At 75.5% G+C, this 19545-nt stretch carries 18 protein-coding genes; 8 read left to right on the plus strand and 10 right to left on the minus strand.

Annotated features, from left to right (window positions below):
* Window positions 1-64 precede the first annotated feature (64 nt).
* The gene (locus tag ACFVFS_RS03775) at window positions 65-430 is read left to right on the plus strand and encodes a PH domain-containing protein (RefSeq protein WP_380619666.1); all 366 of its coding nucleotides are present in this window, start codon (window positions 65-67) and stop codon (window positions 428-430) included.
* 71 nt (window positions 431-501) lie between these two features.
* Here ACFVFS_RS03775 and ACFVFS_RS03780 read toward each other — a convergent pair whose 3' ends face one another.
* From ACFVFS_RS03780 to ACFVFS_RS03795, 4 genes are all read right to left on the minus strand, one after another.
* Window positions 502-1407 (minus strand): NADP-dependent oxidoreductase, encoded by a 906-nt coding sequence (locus ACFVFS_RS03780; RefSeq protein WP_380619668.1) that lies wholly within the window; start codon window positions 1405-1407, stop codon window positions 502-504.
* 88 nt (window positions 1408-1495) lie between these two features.
* Window positions 1496-2473: a trypsin-like serine peptidase gene (locus ACFVFS_RS03785; protein ID WP_380619670.1), complete on the minus strand. Its 978-nt coding sequence runs from the start codon at window positions 2471-2473 to the stop codon at window positions 1496-1498.
* A gap of 146 nt (window positions 2474-2619) precedes the next feature.
* Window positions 2620-3378 carry a response regulator gene (locus tag ACFVFS_RS03790; protein ID WP_380619672.1) on the minus strand — a complete coding sequence of 253 codons (759 nt, stop codon included), beginning with the start codon at window positions 3376-3378 and terminating at the stop codon, window positions 2620-2622.
* Entirely contained in the window at window positions 3375-5105 is a 1731-nt protein-coding gene (locus ACFVFS_RS03795) for an ATP-binding protein (RefSeq protein WP_380619674.1), read from the minus strand. Before ACFVFS_RS03795 ends, ACFVFS_RS03790 begins: the two co-directional genes overlap by 4 nt.
* Before the next feature lie 254 nt (window positions 5106-5359).
* Between ACFVFS_RS03795 and ACFVFS_RS03800 the strand changes: the two genes are divergently transcribed.
* Entirely contained in the window at window positions 5360-6832 is a 1473-nt protein-coding gene (locus ACFVFS_RS03800; RefSeq protein ID WP_380619676.1) for a cation:dicarboxylate symporter family transporter, read from the plus strand.
* Window positions 6833-6976: 144 nt separating this feature from the next.
* Here the strand turns inward: ACFVFS_RS03800 and ACFVFS_RS03805 are convergent, their stop codons facing one another.
* From ACFVFS_RS03805 to ACFVFS_RS03820, 4 genes are all read right to left on the minus strand, one after another.
* On the minus strand, window positions 6977-8050 hold the full coding sequence (locus ACFVFS_RS03805; RefSeq protein WP_380619678.1) for a hypothetical protein: 1074 nt from the start codon (window positions 8048-8050) through the stop codon (window positions 6977-6979).
* A gap of 44 nt (window positions 8051-8094) precedes the next feature.
* Window positions 8095-8637: an RNA polymerase sigma factor gene (locus ACFVFS_RS03810; protein WP_380619680.1), complete on the minus strand. Its 543-nt coding sequence runs from the start codon at window positions 8635-8637 to the stop codon at window positions 8095-8097.
* 356 nt (window positions 8638-8993) lie between these two features.
* Window positions 8994-10508 carry a cytochrome P450 gene (locus tag ACFVFS_RS03815; protein WP_380619682.1) on the minus strand — a complete coding sequence of 505 codons (1515 nt, stop codon included), beginning with the start codon at window positions 10506-10508 and terminating at the stop codon, window positions 8994-8996.
* A 122-nt stretch (window positions 10509-10630) separates the two neighbouring features.
* Window positions 10631-11698 (minus strand): RNA ligase (ATP), encoded by a 1068-nt coding sequence (locus ACFVFS_RS03820; RefSeq protein WP_380619684.1) that lies wholly within the window; start codon window positions 11696-11698, stop codon window positions 10631-10633.
* Between the two features lie 394 nt (window positions 11699-12092).
* On the opposite strand from ACFVFS_RS03820, the gene modA reads away from it, so the two are divergent.
* The 3 genes from modA to ACFVFS_RS03835 all read left to right on the plus strand — a co-directional run bounded on the left by modA (window position 12093) and on the right by ACFVFS_RS03835 (window position 15083).
* Entirely contained in the window at window positions 12093-12965 is an 873-nt protein-coding gene (modA, locus tag ACFVFS_RS03825; protein WP_380619686.1) for a molybdate ABC transporter substrate-binding protein, read from the plus strand.
* Window positions 12965-13837: an ABC transporter permease gene (locus tag ACFVFS_RS03830; RefSeq protein WP_380619820.1), complete on the plus strand. Its 873-nt coding sequence runs from the start codon at window positions 12965-12967 to the stop codon at window positions 13835-13837. The genes modA and ACFVFS_RS03830 overlap by 1 nt, the downstream gene beginning before the upstream one ends.
* Before the next feature lie 133 nt (window positions 13838-13970).
* A complete protein-coding gene (locus tag ACFVFS_RS03835; RefSeq protein WP_380619688.1) occupies window positions 13971-15083 on the plus strand; it encodes an ABC transporter ATP-binding protein in 1113 nt (370 codons plus the stop codon).
* Between the two features lie 107 nt (window positions 15084-15190).
* Here ACFVFS_RS03835 and ACFVFS_RS03840 read toward each other — a convergent pair whose 3' ends face one another.
* Window positions 15191-15853, minus strand: a complete 663-nt coding sequence (locus tag ACFVFS_RS03840) for a response regulator (RefSeq protein WP_380619823.1) — start codon at window positions 15851-15853, stop codon at window positions 15191-15193.
* Entirely contained in the window at window positions 15853-17115 is a 1263-nt protein-coding gene (locus ACFVFS_RS03845; protein WP_380619690.1) for a sensor histidine kinase, read from the minus strand. The genes ACFVFS_RS03840 and ACFVFS_RS03845 overlap by 1 nt, the downstream gene beginning before the upstream one ends.
* Before the next feature lie 141 nt (window positions 17116-17256).
* On the opposite strand from ACFVFS_RS03845, the gene ACFVFS_RS03850 reads away from it, so the two are divergent.
* The 3 genes from ACFVFS_RS03850 to ACFVFS_RS03860 all read left to right on the plus strand — a co-directional run bounded on the left by ACFVFS_RS03850 (window position 17257) and on the right by ACFVFS_RS03860 (window position 19532).
* Window positions 17257-18165, plus strand: a complete 909-nt coding sequence (locus tag ACFVFS_RS03850) for an ABC transporter ATP-binding protein (RefSeq protein WP_380619692.1) — start codon at window positions 17257-17259, stop codon at window positions 18163-18165.
* Window positions 18162-18947 (plus strand): hypothetical protein, encoded by a 786-nt coding sequence (locus tag ACFVFS_RS03855; RefSeq protein WP_380619694.1) that lies wholly within the window; start codon window positions 18162-18164, stop codon window positions 18945-18947. Before ACFVFS_RS03850 ends, ACFVFS_RS03855 begins: the two co-directional genes overlap by 4 nt.
* Window positions 18948-19055: 108 nt before the next feature.
* Window positions 19056-19532, plus strand: coding sequence for an SRPBCC domain-containing protein (locus ACFVFS_RS03860; protein ID WP_380619696.1), 477 nt, complete (start codon window positions 19056-19058; stop codon window positions 19530-19532).
* Window positions 19533-19545 lie beyond the last annotated feature (13 nt).

Below are 19545 nucleotides of genomic sequence, written 5' to 3' on the forward strand. Positions count from 1 at the left end.
CGCCCGGCGTGCCAGACTCGGAACCCTCCGCACCCGAACCGGGTGCCCGACGAGAGGCAGCGGCATGGCGCTCTTCGGCAACGCCCACCGGGTCGACAACGACGAGGCCCACAAGGAGTTCGCCCGACTGCTCGGCGAGGGCGAGCAGCTCCGGGCCGCCTACCAACTGCTGCGCGACTCCTTCCTGTTCACCGATCGCCGGCTGATCCTCGTCGACAAGCAGGGCATCACCGGCAAGAAGACCGAGTACCACTCGATCCCCTACCGGTCCATCACCCACTTCGCCGTGGAGACCGCCGGCAGCTTCGACCTGGACGCCGAGCTGAAGATCTGGGTGTCGGGCGCGGCGATGCCGATCTCCAAGAACTTCACCAAGGGCGTGGACATCTACGAGGTGCAGGCCCTGCTCAGCGAGTTCGTCACCCGCTGAGCAAGGCCCGTACCTGCCCGCCGCCCGCAGCGGCGCCGCTCACAGCACCGGCCGCTCACAGCGCCGGCCGCTCAGAACACCAGGGCGAGCTTGCCGCTCAACCCGCCCCGCCGGAACCGCTCGTGCGCCTCGCGGACCCCGTCCAGGCCGAACGCGGCGTGCACCCGCAGCCGCAGCGCGCCGCGGTCGACCAGCGCGGCCAGCTCGCCGAGCGCCGCGCCGTCCTCGCGCACCTGGTGGACGGTGGTGCGCACGCCCCGGGCGGACAGGTCGGGGACGGGGCCCGCCTGGGTGGCGATCGACGCGTAGCGGCCGCCGTCGGCGACCGCCCGCGTCACGAACGCCCCGAAGGTGTCGAGGACGGCGTCGTAGCCGCCGTCGCCGAGGTCGCGCGGGTCGGTGACGGCCAGGCCCGCGCCGTGCTCGCGGGCGAAGGCGGCCTGCCCGTCCCGGGAGACCAGGGCGTCGACCTCGACGCCGCGTGCCCGGGCGATCTGCAGGGCCAGTCCGCCGACCGCCCCGGCGGCGCCGGCCACGAGCAGCCGCTCGCCGGGCCGCACCGCCAGCCAGTCGAGGGTCTGCCAGGCCGTCAGCCCCGCCAGCGGCAGCGTGGCCGCCTCGACCGGCCCGACCGTCCGGGGCGCGCGGGCCACCGCCGCGGCCGGCAGCGCGACCAGCTCGGCCCAGGTCCCGCGCCCGGAGCCGAGCTGGTGCGACATCGCCACGACGGCCTCCCCGGCACGCATCCCGCTGTCTCCGCCGTCGACCACGGTGCCGGCGAGGTCCCAGCCGAGCGTCATCGGCAGCGGCGGCGTGCCCGGGCCGATGGCGCCCTCCCGGGTCTTGTCGTCGACGGGGTTGACGCTGGTCGCGGCGGCCCGGATCAGGACCTCCCCGGCGGCCGGGGCGGGCTCGGGGGCGTCGACGACGCGCAGGACGTCGGGGGTGCCGAAGCGGTCGATCCGGATGGCGCGCACGGGAGGCCCTTCTCGCACGGGGACTGCGGTCACCGGGTCAACCTCCCCGATGATCACGGGAATTCCCGCGCCGGCCGCGGCCAGGGGGTCAGGTCACCGACCCCTGTTCGTTGTACATGCTCACGACGCGGTCGTCGAAGTAGGGGGTGTCGATCTCGACGCCGTCGTGCGACCGGGTGACCCCGTTGACCGAGGTGCGCAGCGTCTGCGGATCCGTCCACAGCCAGGGCCCGCCGCTCGCTCCGTGGCCGAGCAGCCGGCAGGGCATCTCCAGCAGGATGGGGTAGAGGATCAGCCGCTCCAGGGTGCCGGTGCACTCCACCTGGTAGGCGCCGTTGTCGAGGTTCCCGGGGTACCCGACGGCGGTGACCGTCACCTCGTCACGCTGGTTCACCACCAGGCCGTTCGCGCCGGTGGCGTCGACGAGCCGCTTCCCTTCGGCGTTGGGATTGACGGTGATCATGGCGACGTCCGAGTCGAAGGCGTTCGCGGTGTCCAGCCAGTCGTTGAACACCCGGCCCAGCTTCCAGGTGAACTTCCCGTAGGGGTAGGGGTCACCGCCGTTGACCGCCGGCACGTAGACCCAGGTCCTCTTGAACCACTTCGCCTCGCCCCCGTTCATCCGGCTGCCGCCCACCGCGGCGCAGTGCGCCGAGGTGATCACCATCATGCGCGAGGGGCTGTTGAGGGCGCTGGCCGAGCAGGCCTCGGGCAACTGCGTCTCGGTGTTGACGTAGAACACGCGTCCCACCGTCTTGTCCACCGACGACCTCAGCGACCGGTCGGCCGCGAAGCGGGCGGTGGCCGCCTCGACGGCGGCGTCCTGCTTGGCGGCCGCCCCGGCTCCGCGCCCGGCCCCTTCCCGGCCCTCCTGGGCCGCCCAGGTGGCCTCCATCCGCTCGGGCGTCCAGTACGCCAGGGTCGCCGCCTCGTCCGCCGCGCTCGCCGAGGCGGCGGACGTGCCGGCGGCCGGGTCGGTCCGGGGCGCCGCGCCCGCGGCCCCGACCGGCCCCAGCCCCAGGGCCATCGCCATCACGGCCCCGCAGAGCACCCTCAGCCATTTCATCCGCGTCATCCCCACTTCCGAGTCCGTCGGCCGGCCCGGTGGCCGTCCCACCGGCAGGGTGACATCGAGCCCGGGCGCGCCGCCTGAGTACGGGTACTCAGAACGCCGTACTCGAACGGACCGGTAGCGCACGGGAGTTCACCCGTTCAGCCGCCACGGCGCCCGCCGTCGCCGTCGCCCTCGCCACCGGTCCAGCGGTAGCACAGCTCCGGGCGGCCGACGGTGCCGTACTGGGGCTCGCGGGCGGCGAGACCGCTCTCCACCAGGTGCTCCAGGTAGCGGCGAGCGGTGATCCGCGAGACCCCGGCCGCCGTACCCGCGGCGGCGGCGGACAGGCCGGTGCGGGCCGCGCGCAGCACACCGGCGACGGTGTCCAGCGTCGGCGCGCTCAACCCCTTGGGCAGGGCGGTGCGTTCGGGTGCGCGGAGCAGCGCGAACGCCTGGTCGACCTCGGCCTGCCCGGTGGCCGGACCGGTGCGGGCGAGGGTGTCCCGGTAGCGGGCGTAGCGCTCCAGGCGGTCGTGCAGCGCGGCGGCGGCGAAGGGCTTCAGCAGGTACTGGACGACTCCGGCGGAGACGGCCTGGCGGACCATCGCGAGGTCGCGGGCGGAGGTGACGGCGATGACGTCGGTGGTGTGCCCGGCGGCGCGCAGCGTGCCGCAGAGCCGGAGGCCGTGCCCGTCGGGCAGGTAGAGGTCGAGCAGCAGCAGGTCGACGGGGCTCCCGGCGGCGCGGGCCCGTTCCAGGAAGCGCAGCGCCTGTGCGCAGCCGTGCACGGTGCCGACGGCCCGGAAGCCCGGTTCGCGTCCGACATAGAGGGCGTGGGCGGCGGCGGCCACCGGGTCGTCCTCGACGACCAGCACGGAGATCCCGGGGCGCTCCGGGGCGCGCGGTGCGCCGGTCACGGGGCCACCGCCAGGCGCCCGCGGTCCCCGGCGCCCCCGGCCCCGACCTCGACCTCGACCCCGCCGCCGCGCACCGAGGCCGCCCGGTCGAGCGGCAGGCGGACGGTGAGGACGGCGCCGCGTTCCCGGCCGACCTCGACGGTGCCGCCGTTGCGCCGGGCGGCCTGCGCGACGAGCGCGAGGCCGAGTCCGCGGCCGTGACCCTGGCCGTAGCCGCCCCCACCCCCGTCCCCGCCCCCGGCCCGCTTGGTGCTCCAGCCGCGCCGGAACACGTCGTCCACCGCGCCCGGGGCGATGCCTTCACCGGTGTCGGCGACCCGTAGCAGCAGGTGCTCGCCGTCGATCTGGGCGGTGACGGTGACCTCCGGCGGTTCGGGGCTCGCGGCCGCGCCCGCGATGGCGGCGTCCACGGCGTTGTCGATCAGGTTGCCGAGGACGGTGATGAGGTCGCGTGCGCTCAGGTGGTCCGGCAGCACCCCGTCGTCGATCGAGCTGTCGGGGGTGAGCGTCAACTCCACGCCCCGCTCGGCCGCCTGGGCGGCCTTGCCGAGCAGCAGGGCGGCCAGCACGGGTTCGCCGACAGCCGCCACCACCCGGTCGGTGAGCCGCTGGGCGAGGGCGAGTTCGGCGGTGGCGAACTCCACCGCCTCGCGGTGGCGGCCGAGTTCGATCAGCGAGACGACGGCGTGCAGCCGGTTGGCCGCCTCGTGCGCCTGCGCGCCGAGCGCCTCGGTGAAGCCGCGCACCGAGTCCAGCTCCCCGCTGAGCGACTGGAGTTCGGTGTGGTCGCGGAGGGTGAGGACGCGGCCGAGCCCGGTGCCGATGGTCGAGGTGTTGAGCACCACCACCCGCTCGGCCGTCAGGTGCACCTCGTCGCGGACCGGGGCCGCCCCCGAGACGGCGGCCACCAGCGTCGTCGGCAGGCCCAGCCCGGCGACCGGCCGGCCCTCCACCGGCCCTTCCAGGCCGAGGAGTTCACGCGCGGCGTCGTTGCAGAGCACCACCCGGTGGTCGCGGTCGAGCAGCACCAGCCCCTCCCGCACGGCGTGCAGGGTGGCCTGGTGGTACTCGTAGAGGTGGCTGAGCTCGGCCGGCCCCATGCCGTGGGTGTGCCGCCGCAGCCGGGAGTTGGCGAGGTAGGTGCCGATCCCGCCGACCGCCAGCGCGCCCGCCGCGACGCCCGCCAGGGCCAGCAGCGGGCCGCGCAGCTGGGCCGAAATGGACTGCACCGTGAGGCCCGCGCTGACCAGGGCGACCACCCGGTTCCGCTCGTCCAGCACCGGGGTGACCACCCGCACCGACGGGCCGAGCGTGCCGGTGTACGTCTCGCTGCGGGTCTGCCCGTCGAGTGCCCAGTCGATGTGGCCGAGGAAGGTGCGGCCGATCTGCTCGGGCAGCGGGTGGGTCCAGCGGACGCCTTCGGTGTTCATCACGGTGACGAAGGAGACCCCGGTGTCGACCCTCACCCGCTCCGCGTACGGCTGGAGCACGGCCGTCGGGTCGGGCGCGGAGACGGCGGCGAGGACGGCCGGGGAGTCGGCGACGGAGCGGGCGACGGCGGTGACCTGGCGGCGGGCGGCGGCGTCGGTGCGGTCGGCGGTGAACAGGTACGCGAGCACCGCCCCGCCGGCCACCACCGCGGCGACGATGACCACTTGGACGACGAAGAGCTGTCCGGCCAGGCTGCGCACCAGCCGGCGCGGCGGAGGGAGGATTCGCGCGGACATGCCTGTCAGTGTGCACCACGGCCGCGGCCGCCCGGTGCGGGCGCGGTGTTCCGGTCTCCGCGTGAACTCTATGAACGCAAGCGTGACCCGCGTCACGCCCGGCCGCATGCTCGGAACGGCCCACCACCCGGGGCCGCCAGGACCGCACGGCCGCGCACCCTCACGAGCGCACCCCCTCGCACGCACCGGCGCGGCAGCGCACCGGGCGCGCGGGCGCTCGCGCGCCGGGCCCAGCAGTGGCGAAGGAGCCGCAGATGTCGATCACCGGACCAGGAGCAGGGTCCAGAGCCGCGGACGCCCCGGCCGCGGGCACCGCGGCGAAGGATCCGAAGGCCCCGAAGGACCGGAAGGCTCCGAAGGACCGCACCCACTACCTCTACCTCGCCGTGATCGCGGCGGTCGTCGCGGGTGTCGTGGTGGGCCTGGCGGCGCCGGGCTTCGCGGTGGAGCTGAAGCCGATCGGCACCGGCTTCGTCAACCTCATCAAGATGATGATCAGCCCGGTCATCTTCTGCACCATCGTGCTCGGCATCGGCTCGGTGACCAAGGCCGCCAAGGTCGGCCGGGTCGGCGGCCTGGCGCTCGGCTACTTCCTCGCCATGTCGACCGTCGCACTCGCGATCGGGCTGCTGGTCGGCAACCTGCTGGAGCCCGGCGGCGGCCTCCACCTGACCGCCGCGCTCGCCAAGTCCGGCCACGCCCAGGCCGCCGCCGGCGGCGCGCAGTCCACCACCGACTTCCTGCTCGGCATGATCCCGACCTCCCTGCTCTCCGCCCTCACCGAGGGCAAGGTCCTGCAGACCCTGCTGGTCGCCCTGCTGGCCGGCTTCGCCCTGCAGGCGATGGGCCGGGCCGGCGCGCCCGTGCTGCGCGGCATCGAGCACGTGCAGCGGCTGGTCTTCCGGGTAATGGCGATGATCATGTGGGTGGCGCCGGTCGGCGCCTTCGGGGCGATGGCGGCGGTGGTCGGCGCCACCGGGACCGCCGCGCTGAAGAGCCTCGCCGTCATCATGGTCGGCTTCTACCTGACCTGCGCGCTGTTCGTGGTCGTGGTCCTCGGCACGCTACTGCGCCTGGTGGCGGGCGTGAACATCCTCGCCCTGCTGCGCTACCTGGGCCGCGAGTTCCTGCTGATCCTCTCCACGTCCTCCTCGGAGAGCGCGCTGCCCCGGCTGATCGCCAAGATGGAGCACCTGGGCGTCAGCCGCCCGGTGGTCGGCATCACCGTCCCGACCGGCTACAGCTTCAACCTGGACGGGACCGCGATCTACCTCACCATGGCCTCGATCTTCATCTCGGAGGCGCTGGACAAGCCGATGTCGGTGGGCGAGCAGCTGTCGCTGCTGGTCTTCATGGTGATCGCCAGCAAGGGCGCGGCCGGGGTCACCGGCGCCGGGCTGGCCACCCTGGCGGGCGGACTGCAGTCGCACAAGCCCGCACTGGTGGACGGGGTCGGGCTGATCGTCGGCATCGACCGGTTCATGTCCGAGGCCCGGGCGATGACCAACTTCGCCGGCAACGCCGTCGCCACCGTGCTGATCGGGCAGTGGACCGGGGAGCTGGACCGCGAGCGGGCCCGGCAGGTGCTGGCGGGCGCGGTGCCGTTCGACGAGCGGACACTGCTGGACGCGGACGCCCACGGCGCGCCGGCCGCCGGACCTGCACCCGCGGCTGCGCCCGCCCCCTCGCCCGCCGCCCCCGGCCCGGTACCGGTGGCCGCCGCCTGAGCCACCCCGGCCGTCCCACCCCCTGACTCCCCCGGTCCGGCGCCCCGCCCAACCCCCCGGAAATGGCGCCGGACCGGGGGTTCCGCCTTGCCCGCGCTCCCCCGGGACCCGCCTCCCCCCGCCCGCAGACCTCCTCTTCCGCCCTCAGACCTCCTCGGAGCCGCTGACCGCCCAGCTCAGGCCGGTCGCGGGGTCCTCCAGCGCGAGGTGCAGGTGCCGCAGCCGGTCCGCCGGGTCCTCCCAGGTGAAGCAGCGCATCCGCGCGACCAGCGCGCCCACCTCCACCCGGTCCGCCCCGTCCGCCCCGTCCACCCCGTCCACCCGGTCCGCCCTGTCCGCCCGCCGGTCCGCCCCGGCCCCGGCCATCGCCGCCAGCACCCGCCACAGCGCCAGCCGCCCGTGCGCCGCGCCGTGCGCCCGGTCCGCGACGCCCGCCTGCACCAGCGCCGGCCAGGCGAGCGCGAACGGCAGGTACCCGCCGGTGACCAGCCGCCCGGGCGCGAGCTGCGCGGCGGCCTGCGGCGCCGGCCCCCGCACGCAGACGGCCCGCGCCCACCCCGCCAGCTCGGCGAGCGCCCGGGTGGCCGGCCGTCCGGGCAGCCGGGCCCCCGGTCCGGGCAGCTCCACCGGGGCCAGGCCCTCCCGGCTGGCCGGCAGCGTCAGCAGGGCGCTGCGCGACCCGCCGTCGCGCAGGTACTCCCGCACCGGCGCGCCCTCGCCCCGGCCCGCCGCCTCCCACGGCTCCAGCAGCAGGGGGACGCCCTCCCGGTCCGGCTCGGCGTCCCGGGAGAGGTCCTCGCCGAGCAGCACCCGGGTCTGCGCGACCAGCCGCCGCACCGGGGGCGGGCCGAGCAGCGGGGCGAGCCGCCGCCAGCAGTGCCGGGTCGCCAGCACCTCCCAGAGCGGCCCGGCGTCGTGGTCGGTGACGGCGGCGGCGGTGCCCGGACCGCCGTCCGGGTCGAACAGCCGGGCGGCCACCTCGGGCGGCGCGGCGTAGGCGATCAGGTGGCCCAGCGGGGCGGTGGCGATGGCGGCCCGGCCCTGCGCGGCACCGCCCGACCCACTACCACCCGGCCCGCTACCACCCGACCCGGGCCCGCCCTCCCCCGGACAGAACGCGACGGCGGCGGCGCGGGCCTGCCGGTAGGCGCCCAGCAGTTCGATCCAACGGCCCTCGTCCGCCAGGGAGCGGAGCCGATGCTCCTCGTACGTGATCACGATTTTCAGCGTACGGGCGAGACCGGGCGCACGCTGACAGACCGTCAGTTCGGCGCGCCGGAACCGGTCCCGAAGCCGCCCGCGGTCCCGCCGCCGGGCCCGCCACCGTCGGCCGCCCCGCGCTCCCGTTCGAGCACGGTCCGCAGCCGCTCCAGCCCCCGCCGCCGGGTGAGGGCCAGCGTGGAGCGGTGCACGCCGAGCAGGGCCGCGGCCTCCTCCAGTCCGTACCCGTCGAGGTCGACCAGCAGGACGGCGCGGGCCTGCTTGGCCGTCAGACAGCCCAGCAGCCGGACGACCTCCCAGTGCGCCTGAAGCTCCACCTGCCCGCCGGCCTCCGCACCGAGCGCCTCGACGTCCCCCAGCGCCTCGAACGGCACCAGCCGGCGGCGGTCGCGGCGCCACTCGTCGCGCACGACGTTGACCATCGCGGTGAACGCGTAGGCATAGGGCCGCGGATGGCCGAGGAAGCGGGCGGGCCGCCGGGCGATCCGCACATACGCCTCGTGGACGACGTCCCCCGCACCGAACGGATTTCCGACCAGTCGGGTGGCCGCCCGGTGTAGCCGGGGCAGCAATTCCGTGAACACCCGGTCGAATTCCGCGGATTCGGCCCCGGAACAGCCGTCCGATTCCTCTTCGCCCCGACAACCCGGCGCGCTCCCCATGCCGCCCCCTCGGAAATCGGCACCCGAAGCCCGGTTGGCCGCCACCGACCGGAACACCCGCGACGCACCGCGCGTCACGGTTCGCCGTCCTCCTGCCCGCTCCGGGTCCCGGTAATGCGTCATCGCCGCCGAAGGGACGAGGAAAGGACGAGGAAGTGACGGGGCAGGGGCGAGGAAGAGTCGAGGAGGAACGGGGGAATTCCGCAAAGGACGGCGCGGCACACCCCGCCGCCCTCCGGAATTCCCCCACCCTCCGATTCACCCCTGCGCGAATTCGCTCATTCGCGCGGTGTCAGCCGGACCCGCATCGGGCTCTTCACCTGGAGCGTGATCGCCTGGCCGAGCCGCACCCCGCGGTCGATCGCCTCCAGGTCGAACTCCCGCAGCAGCGCGCCCAGGGCCAGCACCGACTCCAGCATCGAGAAGTGCTGCCCGATGCAGGCCCGCGGGCCTCCCCCGAACGGGTACCAGGCGTACCGGTGCCGCTCCTTCTCGCGCTCGGGCAGGAAGCGGTCCGGGTCGAAGCGGTCGGGCTCCTCCCAGTGGCCGGGGTGCCGGTGGGTCACCCAGGGCGCCAGGATCACCTGGGCCCCGGCCGGGATGACGTGCCCGTCGATGACCGACTCCTCCACCGAGCGGCGCCCCATCTGGGAGGCGGCCGGGTAGAGCCGCATGGCCTCCTTCAGCACCCGGGTCAGGTAGGGCAGCGCCTCCAGGTCGGCGGCCCCCGGCTCGCGACCGGCGAGCACCGCGTCCGCCTCCGCCCGGGCCAGCCGGCGCTGTTCGGGGTGCTTGGCCAGCAGGAACAGCGCGAAGGCGAGCGAGGTCGCGGTGGTCTCGTGCCCGGCGAGCAGGAAGATCAGCACCTGGTCCCGCAGCTCGTCCGGGTCGAGCCGCTCGCCGTCCTCGCCGCGGGCGAGGGCCAGCAGCTCCAGCAGGTCCGCCGAACCGGCCGGCGAGTCCACCGCGTTGAAGCCGGTGTCCGCCTCGACGCCGGCCCCGACAGCGGCACCGGTCCCGACAGCGGCACCGGTCCCGACAGCGGCGCCGGCGCCGACGCCGGCGCCGGACCGTTCCGCCCGGCGGGCCCGCTCGGCGATGATCCGGTCGCAGACCGCGTACAGCTCGCGGCGCGCCTCGGCGCCGCGCCGGTTGGCCGGCGTCGGCCAGGAGCGGGGCAGCCGGACCGGCGCGAACCCGCGTTCGAGGACGAACTCGCCTATCACCGGGAAGCTGCGGTGCACCACCTGCACCGCCGCCTCCACGTCCGCCCCGAACAGGATCCGGGAGACCGTGCGCAGCGCGAAGCGCGACATCTCCTCGGCCAGGTCGACCACGCCGCCGGGCGCCGCCCGCCACCGGTCGGCGAGCACCCGGCACTCCAGCCCGACGGCCTGCGCGTAGCCGTCCACCCGGCGGCGGGTGAACAGCGGCTGGATCAGCCGGCGCTGGCGCTGGTAGTCGCCGTCCTGGCTGGTCAGCAGGCCGTTGCCGAGGCTGGTCCGCAGTTCGTCGTAGAAGCTGTTGTCCTTGCGGAAGTTGGCGGCCTGGCTGCCGAGCACCTGGTGCGCGCCCTCCGGGGAGAACACCGCGTAGAACTCCGCGCGCAGCCCGGGCGGGCCGGCCGCGAAGCGGACGACGTCGCCGTAGTCGCGGCGGGCGTCGAGGTAGGTCCGCAGCGGGCGCCGCGTCAGGTCGAACAGTGAGCCCACCAGGGGAAGTCCCAGCGGTCCCGGTATCCGCTTCGTGGCGGCGGCGGCAGCAGCGGTGGCGGCAGCGGCGGTCTCTGTCATGTCCCCTCCTCGGTCGTGCTCCTCGTCACCGACCCAACGTAACTGAGCGGTAATCAGAGCAGAAGGAGCGCACGGGGCGGCCCGGCGGGCGCCGGACGGCGCCCGCCGAATCGTTCACGCCCCTACTCGTACTCCGTGGCGCCCTTGCGGGTGAGGTAGGCGTCCCCGACCGCCTTGGCGATGGCGCGTCCGCCCACCACCGGGCTGTGGCGCTCGACCAGCGGCCGGACCACCACGCCCTCGCGGATGTGCAGCTCGCGCCCGGAGACCGTCTCGCGCCCCTGCGCGAGCGCCAGCACCGTGTCCGCCGCGAACGGCCCGCGCCACAGCTCGGGCACCAGCGGCAGCTCCCCGTCCAGCAGCTCGGCCGCGGGCAGCCAGCGCAGCTGCCCGTCGACCACCGCCGAGACGTCGAACGCCCCGTAGCCGGGCACCTCGCCGCGTCCGGACCCGCCGTAGGTGAGGTCCTGCACGCCCGCGCCGTAGACCTCGCCGAAGACGCCGACCCGCTCCGCGCCGAGCCGCTCGGCCAGCCGTGCCGCGACCCGCGCGACGCCGTGCGCCCGCACCGCCCGCCAGTACAGGTTGCGGCCGTCCTCGACGAGCGCCAGCCCCCGCGCGCCGACCCCCTTGGAGGAGACCTGCACCTCGCCGGTCGCGGCGTGGTAGGTGACCAGGCAGCAGCTGCCGTGCAGCTTCTCGGTCACCACGACGGGCTCACCGGGCGCGAAGACGTCCGGGAACCGCTTGAGGTTCTCGATGTCCACCCAGGGCAGCAGGTCCGGGGCGGGGACGGCGTCGCCGCTCATCGTGGTGGGCACCGGCGGCTGCCACTTGGTGATGCCCAGCAGCGCCGCGAAGTCGTCGCCCCGCACGGCGGCCGCCGCCAGGTCGGTGTCCGCCAGGGCGCCGGGGCGGCAGACGATGCCCTGGGAGAGCTCGCCGCGCAGCCGCACCGCCTTGACCCGGTCGGCGCCGCTCCCGGCGAGCCGGCCGGTCAGGCCCAGCTCGGCGATCAGCGGCGCGGGCAGCACGGCCTGCTCCGGGATGTACACGGCGTGGTCGCCGGTGCGATAGGCCCCCTTGGCGACCACCGCGCGGTACAGGCCGACCTGGGCGAGTTCGAGGGCGTCGGCGTTCGGGTGCTCCAGGATGGTCAGCCGCTCGGCGGTGACCCGCAGCGTGGACATGGGCGTACTCCTCCCCCTGGCTCGGCCGTCGGCCGGCGTGTACGCGGACCGAGGGGACCGATGGGATGACTGGGACAGCTGGAATGGACGGGGTGTCGCGCCCCGACTGGATCGACGGGACCAACAGGATGGACGGAATCCACGGGACCGAAGCGACCGATGGACCGAGGGGGCCACTCTCCCGCCCCGGCGCGTCCGGGCGCGAAGGGTTTTCGGCGGCCGTGCGGAGCGCCTGTGCCTTCCGACGGCCGGGACACCGCCCGGACCACCCCTCGCCACTGCGAGGAGACGGGCAGGGATCAGCCCGCATATGCAGCACTATGATCGGGATAAAGGCCGCAGCTGCGGCCATGGCCCGCGCCGTTCCGGCGCGCCCAGGAGGGGAAGCGTAGGAATGACCGGAACGACCGTCCGCAGAGTCACCGCCGCCGGCGCCGCGGCCCTCGTCCTCGCCCTCGGCGCCACCGCCTGCGGCAGCGACGGCGGCTCCGACGCCAAGAACGGCTCGGCCACGAGCACCGCCACCGACTCGGCCACCGGCCCGGCCGCGGCGGGCACCTCCGCTGGCGCCTCCGCGGGCGTGCCGAAGGCGTCCGGCTCGATCACCGTGTTCGCGGCCGCCTCGCTCAAGGAGACCTTCACGGACCTCGGCAAGAGGTTCGAGGCCGCCAACCCCGGCGCCAAGGTCGCCTTCAACTTCGGCGGCAGCTCCGCCCTCGCCACCAGCATCAACGCCGGTGCCCCCGCCGACGTCTTCGCCGCCGCCAGTGCGGCCACCATGAAGACCGTCGCCGACGCGGGCGGCGCCGCGGGCGCGCCGCAGACCTTCGTGCGCAACACCCTCGCCATCGCCGTCCCCAAGGGCAACCCCAAGCACCTCGCCGGCCTCGCCGACCTGGCCGCCCCCGGGGTGAAGGTCGCCCTCTGCGCCAAGGAGGTGCCCTGCGGCGCCGCCGCGCTGACCGCGCTCAAGGCCGCGAACGTCACCCTCACGCCCGTCACCCTGGAACAGGACGTCAAGGGCGCGCTGACCAAGGTCGAACTGGGCGAGGTCGACGCCTCCCTGGTGTACCGCACCGATGTGCGGGCCGATTCCGGGAAGATCGACGGCGTGGACTTCCCCGAGGCCGCCCAGGCCGTCAACGACTACCCGATCGCCGCGCTGGCCAAGGCGCCGAACAAGGACGGCGCCGCCGCCTTCGTCGCCTACGTCCAGTCGCCCGAGGCGCAGCAGGTGCTGACCGCGGCGGGCTTCCAGGCCCCGTGATCCCCCGCACCGGCCACCGTCGCGGCCACCCCGACGGCGGCCGCGCATCGCAGGGCCCCGACGGCCCGGCCCGCCGCCGCGGCCGGCGGCGGTCCCGGCGGGTGCCGGTCACCCTGCTGCTCCCGGCGCTGCTCGGGCTGGCGTTCCTCGTCCTCCCACTGGTCGGGCTGCTGGTCCGGGCGCCGTGGAGTTCGCTGTCGGAGCAGCTCACCAGCCCGCAGGTGTGGGAGGCGCTGCGCCTGTCGCTGGTCTGCGCGACGGCGGCCACCGGTGTGTCGCTGGTGCTGGGGGTGCCGCTGGCCTGGCTGCTGGCCCGGACCGAGCTGCCCGGCCGGCGGCTGGTCCGGGCCCTGGTGACGCTGCCGCTGGTGCTGCCGCCGGTGGTCGGCGGCGTGGCGCTGCTGCTGGTGCTGGGCCGGCGCGGCATCGTCGGCTCCTGGCTGGACTCCGCGTTCGGCCTGACCCTGCCGTTCACCACTACGGGCGTGGTGATCGCCGAGGCGTTCGTGGCGATGCCGTTCCTGGTGATCAGCGTCGAGGGCGCGCTGCGCGCCGCCGACCCGCGCTACGAGGAGGCCGCCGCCACGCTGGGCGCCTCCCGGCTGACCGCCTTCCGGCGGGTGACGCTGCCGCTGATCGCCCCGGGGATCGGGGCCGGCGCGGTGCTGGCCTGGGCGCGGGCGCTCGGCGAGTTCGGCGCGACGATCACGTTCGCGGGCAACTTCCCCGGCCGCACCCAGACCATGCCGCTCGCCGTCTACCTCGCGATGGAGTCGGATCCGGAGGCGGCGATCGCGCTGTCGCTGGTGCTGCTGGTGGTGTCGATCGCGGTCCTGGCCGGGCTGCGCGAGCGCTGGATGTCCGCGCCGTGACGGGGGCCGCCGTGGCGCGCGCCGCCCTGACGCACCCTGCGGTGTCGTGCCCCGCCGCGGCGGGCTCCGTCGTGCCGCGCTCCGCCCTCCCGTCGGCCCGCCGCCCGGGCCCCGCCTCCGGAAGCCGCCGCCGATGACCCCGCCCAGCGCGCCCCCCACTGAGCCCGCCGCCGCTCCCGCCGCTCCCGCCGCCTCCGGCCTGGACGCCCGGCTGCGGGTCGAGCGCGCCGCGTTCACCCTGGACCTCGCGCTCACCGCCTCCCCCGGCGAGGTGGTCGCGCTGCTCGGCCCCAACGGCGCCGGCAAGTCCACCGCCCTGCGCGCCCTGGCCGGCCTGCTGCCGCTCGGCGAGGGCCACCTGCGGCTGGACGGCCGCGTCCTGGAGGACCCGGCCCGGCGGCTGCACACCCCCGCCGAGGAGCGCCCGGTCGCCGTGGTGTTCCAGGACTACCTGCTGTTCCCGCACCTGAGCGCGCTGGACAACGTGGCGTTCGGCCCGCGCTGCCGGGGCCGCTCCAAGCGCGAGGCGCGCGCCGAGGCGGCCGGCTGGCTGGAGCGGATGGGCCTGGCCGAGCACGCGGACGCCCGCCCGGGCCGGCTCTCCGGCGGACAGGCGCAGCGGGTCGCGCTGGCCCGGGCGCTGGCCGTCCGGCCGCGGCTCCTGCTCCTGGACGAGCCGCTGGCCGCCCTGGACGCGCGGACCAGGCTCGACGTCCGGGCCCAGCTGCGCCGCCACCTCACCGAGTTCGAGGCGGTCGCGGTGCTGGTGACGCACGACCCGCTGGACGCGATGGTGCTGGCCGACCGGCTGGTGGTGATCGAGGAGGGGCGCGAGGTGCAGTCCGGTGCCCCGGCGGAGATCGCGCGCCGCCCGCGCACCGACTACATCGCGCGCCTGGTCGGGCTCAACCTGTACCGGGGCACGGCGGACGGGCACCGGGTCACCCTGCCCCAGGGCGCCGTGCTGACGACGGACGAGGAGCTGTCCGGACCGGCGTTCGTCGCGTTCCCGCCGTCCGCCGTGACCCTGCACCGGACGCGGCCGGAAGGCAGTGCGCGCAACGTCTGGGAGCTGACGGTGGCCGGCCTGGACCTGCACGGGGACCAGGTGCGGGCCGACCTCGCGGGCCCGGTCCCGATGGCCGCCGACCTGACGCCCGCGGCGGCGGCGGAGCTCGGGCTCGCGCCCGGCGCGGCGGTCTGGGCCGCCGTCAAGGCCACCCAGACGCACGCCTACCCGGCCTGAGGCGCCGGGCACCGGGCGCGCGCCGCCCGCCGTCGCGCGTCACCGCGCGTCACCGCACGCCGTCGGGTCACCGCGTCACCGCGTCACGGCGGCACCGCGTCAGCGCGTCAATCGGCCGGGGTCACGAAGCCCGACTCGTAGGCGAGGACGACCGCCTGGGTGCGGTCGCGCGCCCCGAGCTTCGCGAGCACGCTGCTGACGTGCGTCTTCACCGTCTGCACGCCGAGGAAGAGCTGCTCGGCGATCTCGCCGTTGGTCAGCCCGCGCGCCACCTGCCGCAGCACCTCGGCCTCGCGCTCCGTCAGGGACGCCCGCGCCATCGTCTCTCGCGCCGCCGCGCTGCCCCGGCCGGCCGCGAGCCGGCGGATCTGGGCGGGGAAGAGCAGCGACTCGCCGGCCGCCACCAGCCGCACCGCCTGGACGATCTCGGCGGGCCGGGTGCGCTTGAGCAGGAACCCGTCGGCCCCGGCGCGCAGCGCCTGGTAGACGTAGTCGTCGACCTCGAAGGTGGTGACGACGAGGATCTTCGGCGCGCCGCCGCCGGGCGCGGCGCCGTCGCGGACCAGCTCGCGGGTGGCGGCGAGGCCGTCCAGCCCGGGCATCCGGACGTCCATCAGGACCACGTGCGGGCGCAGCCGGCGGGCCAGTGCGACGGCCTCCGCGCCGTCGGACGCCTCCCCGACCACCCGCAGGTCGCCCTGGGCCTCCAGCACGGCCCGCAGGCCGGCCCGGACGAGCTCCTCGTCGTCGGCGAGCAGAATGTCGATCATCACGCGCCCAAGCGTAGGGGGACCCGCACCGCCAGCACCCACGCACCGGACTCGGCGCCCGCGGCGGCCTCGCCGCCGAGCAGCACGGCCCGCTCGCGGATGCCGCGAAGTCCCTTGCCGCCGCGGCGCGGTGAACCGGCGGCTCGGCCGGGTGACACGCCGTGCGGGGGCAGGTTGTTGACGCAGCGCAGCTCCAACCGGCCGTCACGGACGGCGATCCGGACGCTGATCGGCTCGCCGGGTGCGTACTTGAGGGCGTTGGTGACGCCTTCCTGGACGATCCGGTAGCCCTCGCGGGAGAGCACGCCGGGTACGCCCCCGGACGGGACGTCGACACTGGCCTCGACGGGGCTGCCGGCCGCCCGCGCGTGCTCGAAGAGGGCGGGGAGGCGGTCGAGGCCCGGCCGTTCGCGGACCTCCTCGCCGCCCGGACCTCCCGAATCTCCCGGCTCACCCGGGTCGCCCGGGTCGCCCGGGTCGCGGAGCAGGGCAAGGGTGCATTCGAGGTCGTCCATCGCCTGCCGCCCGGTCTCCTCGATGACTTCGAGCGCCCTCGCCGAGAACGCCGGGTCGCCGACCTCGCGGGCCGCGCCCGCCTGAAGGACCGTCACCGTCAGCGCGTGGCCGATCGAGTCGTGCAGCTCGCGCGCCAACAGGTTGCGTTCCAGCAGCCGTTCGGCGCGCAGCTCGGCCGCGGCCAGCAGTTCGGCCGGTGACGGCCCCAGCAGCCTCACCGCCATGGCGAGTTGGAGGCGCCCGGCCCAGACGACCAGCCAGCCGAGCCCGAACAGCAGCAGCGGCGCCGCCGGCAGCCCCCAGGGCAGGACGTCCCCACCGGGCACCCGGACGCCGAAGACGACCGGCTTCGACCGCACGACCAGGTCGAAGGCGGCGGCGGGCCCGAGGATCGAGGCGATGCCGACGACCCCTCCGAGGACGAACCGCCCGATCAGCCAGGCCGCCGTCCGCCGCCGGTCGGCCCAGCCGTGGGAAGGTTCGACGGCGATGTCCCGCTCGCGCTCGGGGACGAGCAGCAGCCGCGCCTGGACGCCCTCCGCGCGGCGCATCGCGGGCACCAGCGCGGACAGCGCCAGCACCGCGACGTCCACGGGCACCGCCCGCACCAGCACCTCGCCGAGGCCGCGCCCCTCGACGCCCGGATAGATCATCAGCATGACGCCGGTGAAGATCCAGCCGAGCAGCAGGTGCAGCCAGCGCGCGTAGGTGACGGCGCTCAGCAGGGGCGCGAATATCCGGGGCATCGCGCCATCCTGCCAGGTCGGCGCGGTGCGCGGCCTCCCTCCCGGGAGGGAGGCGGAGACCCTCCCGGGCGGGATCCGCCGGGCCGCCCCGCCGGGGTCCCATGGAGTCGTCGGAGCACGGCGGAGCGAGGGAGGACGGTCGTGATCAAGGTGGAGGGCCTCACCAAGGAGTACGACGGGGCGCGGGTGGTGGACGGCCTCGACTTCGAGGTCCGCCCGGGGGTGGTGACGGGCTTCCTCGGGCCCAACGGTGCGGGGAAGAGCACCACGATGCGGCTGATCCTCGGCCTCGACCGCCCGACCGCCGGCCGGGCCCTGGTCGACGGCCGCCCGTACGGCGAACTGGCCTCTCCGCTGCGGCGGGTCGGCGCGCTGCTGGACGCGGACGCCCTGCACGGCGGCCGCACGGCGCGCGGACACCTGCGCTGGCTGGCCGCGAGCAACGGCCTGCCGGAGCGACGGGTCGAGGAGGTGCTCGACCAGGTCGGGCTGACCGGCGCGGCCGGTCGGCGGATCCGCGGCTTCTCGCTCGGCATGCGCCAACGCCTGGGCGTGGCAGCCGCATTGATCGGCGACCCGCCGGTGCTGCTGCTCGACGAGCCCGTGAACGGCCTCGACCCGGAGGGCATCCGCTGGATCCGCGCCCTGCTGCGCGGCCTGGCCGCCGAGGGGCGCGCGGTGCTGGTCTCCTCGCACCTGATGACGGAAATGGCGCTGACCGCCGACCACTTGGTGGTGATCGGCCGCGGCCGACTGCTGGCGGACGCGGCGGCCCCGGAGTTCATCGACCGCCACGGCCGCACCAGGGTCCGGGTGCGGGCCGCCGACCCGGAGAAGTGGGCTTCCCTGGTGGACCGTTCGGGCATGGAGGCGCAGCGCACGGACGACGGCGCCTGGGAGGTCACGGGTGCGGCACCCGAGGAGGTCGCGGCCCTGGCGGCCGCCGAGGGCGTGGTGCTGCATGAACTCGCCGTCCGGCAGGACTCCTTGGAGGAGGCCTTCCTGCGGATGACCGCCGACAGCGTCGAGTACCGGGCGGTGGCCGCATGACCACCGCGACCACCACCGCGACCCGTGCCGCGACCGCCACCACCGCGACCGTCCGGAACGCGCTGCGCGCGGAGCGGATCAAGCTCACCACGCTGCGCTCGCTCTGGATCACACCGCTCACCGCCCTGCTGCTCACCGTCGGCTTCACCACCGCCGTCGCCGCCGCCGTCGGCACGGCGGACGAGACCCTCACCGCCGACCCGGGCCTCGGCATCCACTACGGCCTCAACTTCGGCCAGGCGGCGCTGGTCTGCTTCGCCGTCCTGCTGCTCGGGCAGGAGTTCAGCACCCGCATGATCGGCGCCTCGCTGACCGCCGTCCCGCGCCGCGGCCGGCTCTACGGCGCGAAGCTCGCCCTCGGGGCGGCCTTCGCCCTCGCCGTCGGCCTGCTCGGGACCGCCGGTTCGTTCGCCGGCTACACCGCCTTCGTGCCGGACGCCGGGGACCACCCCGCCGTGGTGCGCAGCGTCACCGCGGGAGTGCTCTACCCGGTGCTGCTGGTGGTGCTCTGCCTCGGGCTGACCGCCGCCCTGCGCAATCTCACCGCGGCCATGGGCCTGCTGCTCCCGGGCGTCTTCCTGCTCTCCCCGCTGCTGTCCGGCGTCCCGGGCGTGCGCCGTGCGGCGCAGTTCCTCCCGGACCGGGCGGGCCAGTACGCGCTGCGCTACACCGACGATCCGCAGGTGGCGTACGGCCACTGGACCGGCCTGCTGATCATGGCCGTGTGGGCGGGCGCCGCCGCCTACGGCGGTCTGCTCAGGCTGCGCCGCCAAGCGATCTGACGCATCGTCATTCCGAACCCGAACGGCCGGCCGCCATGCGCAACCCAGGAGTTGCACATGGCGGCCGGAACATGCGACCCTCAGGCAACGGATCGAGGAGGTCACGGCATGGTCGCCGACAGCATCGAGCGGGAGATCACCATCGCGGCGCCGCGCGAGCAGGTCTGGGAGGTGCTCACCCAGGCGGAGTTCCTGGGCGTCTGGTTCGGCACGGGCACTCCCGTACGGATCGACCTGCGCCCCGGCGGCCGAATGCCCCTGGACCACGATGACCGGGGGACACCGGCGGCACGGATCGAGCGGGTGGAGCCGCCCGCCGTCCTCGCCCTCCGCCGGCCACAGGGCGGCACGGGCGCGGAGCCGGGCGAGGGCAGTGCCACCCTGGTCACCTTCACCCTGGTCACCTTCACCCTGGCCACCGAACCGGGCGGCCACACCCGGCTGCGGATGACGGAGAGCGGCTTCGCCTCCCTCGCCCATCCGCACGCGACGGTCCGAACGCACTCCCGGCCGAACGGCACGGGCTGGACCCGCAAGCTCACCGACTTCGCCTGCCACACCGAGCGCCTCACGCTCCGCCGGTGACGGCCGACGACTG

The sequence above is a fragment of the Kitasatospora sp. NPDC057692 genome (genome assembly GCF_042799475.1).
GTDB lineage: Bacteria > Actinomycetota > Actinomycetes > Streptomycetales > Streptomycetaceae > Kitasatospora.

Bases quoted from the DNA above. Each gene is read 5' to 3' on its own strand.
- ACFVFS_RS03775 (WP_380619666.1), top strand. From the start codon at position 65: ATGGCGCTCTTCGGCAACGCCCACCGGGTCGACAACGACGAGGCCCAC.
- ACFVFS_RS03785 (WP_380619670.1), bottom strand. From the start codon at position 2,473: ATGAAATGGCTGAGGGTGCTCTGCGGGGCCGTGATGGCGATGGCCCTG.
- ACFVFS_RS03795 (WP_380619674.1), bottom strand. From the start codon at position 5,105: ATGTCCGCGCGAATCCTCCCTCCGCCGCGCCGGCTGGTGCGCAGCCTG.
- ACFVFS_RS03800 (WP_380619676.1), top strand. From the start codon at position 5,360: ATGTCGATCACCGGACCAGGAGCAGGGTCCAGAGCCGCGGACGCCCCG.
- ACFVFS_RS03815 (WP_380619682.1), bottom strand. From the start codon at position 10,508: ATGACAGAGACCGCCGCTGCCGCCACCGCTGCTGCCGCCGCCGCCACG.
- ACFVFS_RS03820 (WP_380619684.1), bottom strand. From the start codon at position 11,698: ATGTCCACGCTGCGGGTCACCGCCGAGCGGCTGACCATCCTGGAGCAC.
- modA (WP_380619686.1), top strand. From the start codon at position 12,093: ATGACCGGAACGACCGTCCGCAGAGTCACCGCCGCCGGCGCCGCGGCC.
- ACFVFS_RS03835 (WP_380619688.1), top strand. From the start codon at position 13,971: ATGACCCCGCCCAGCGCGCCCCCCACTGAGCCCGCCGCCGCTCCCGCC.
- ACFVFS_RS03840 (WP_380619823.1), bottom strand. From the start codon at position 15,853: ATGATCGACATTCTGCTCGCCGACGACGAGGAGCTCGTCCGGGCCGGC.
- ACFVFS_RS03845 (WP_380619690.1), bottom strand. From the start codon at position 17,115: ATGCCCCGGATATTCGCGCCCCTGCTGAGCGCCGTCACCTACGCGCGC.
- ACFVFS_RS03855 (WP_380619694.1), top strand. From the start codon at position 18,162: ATGACCACCGCGACCACCACCGCGACCCGTGCCGCGACCGCCACCACC.
- ACFVFS_RS03860 (WP_380619696.1), top strand. From the start codon at position 19,056: ATGGTCGCCGACAGCATCGAGCGGGAGATCACCATCGCGGCGCCGCGC.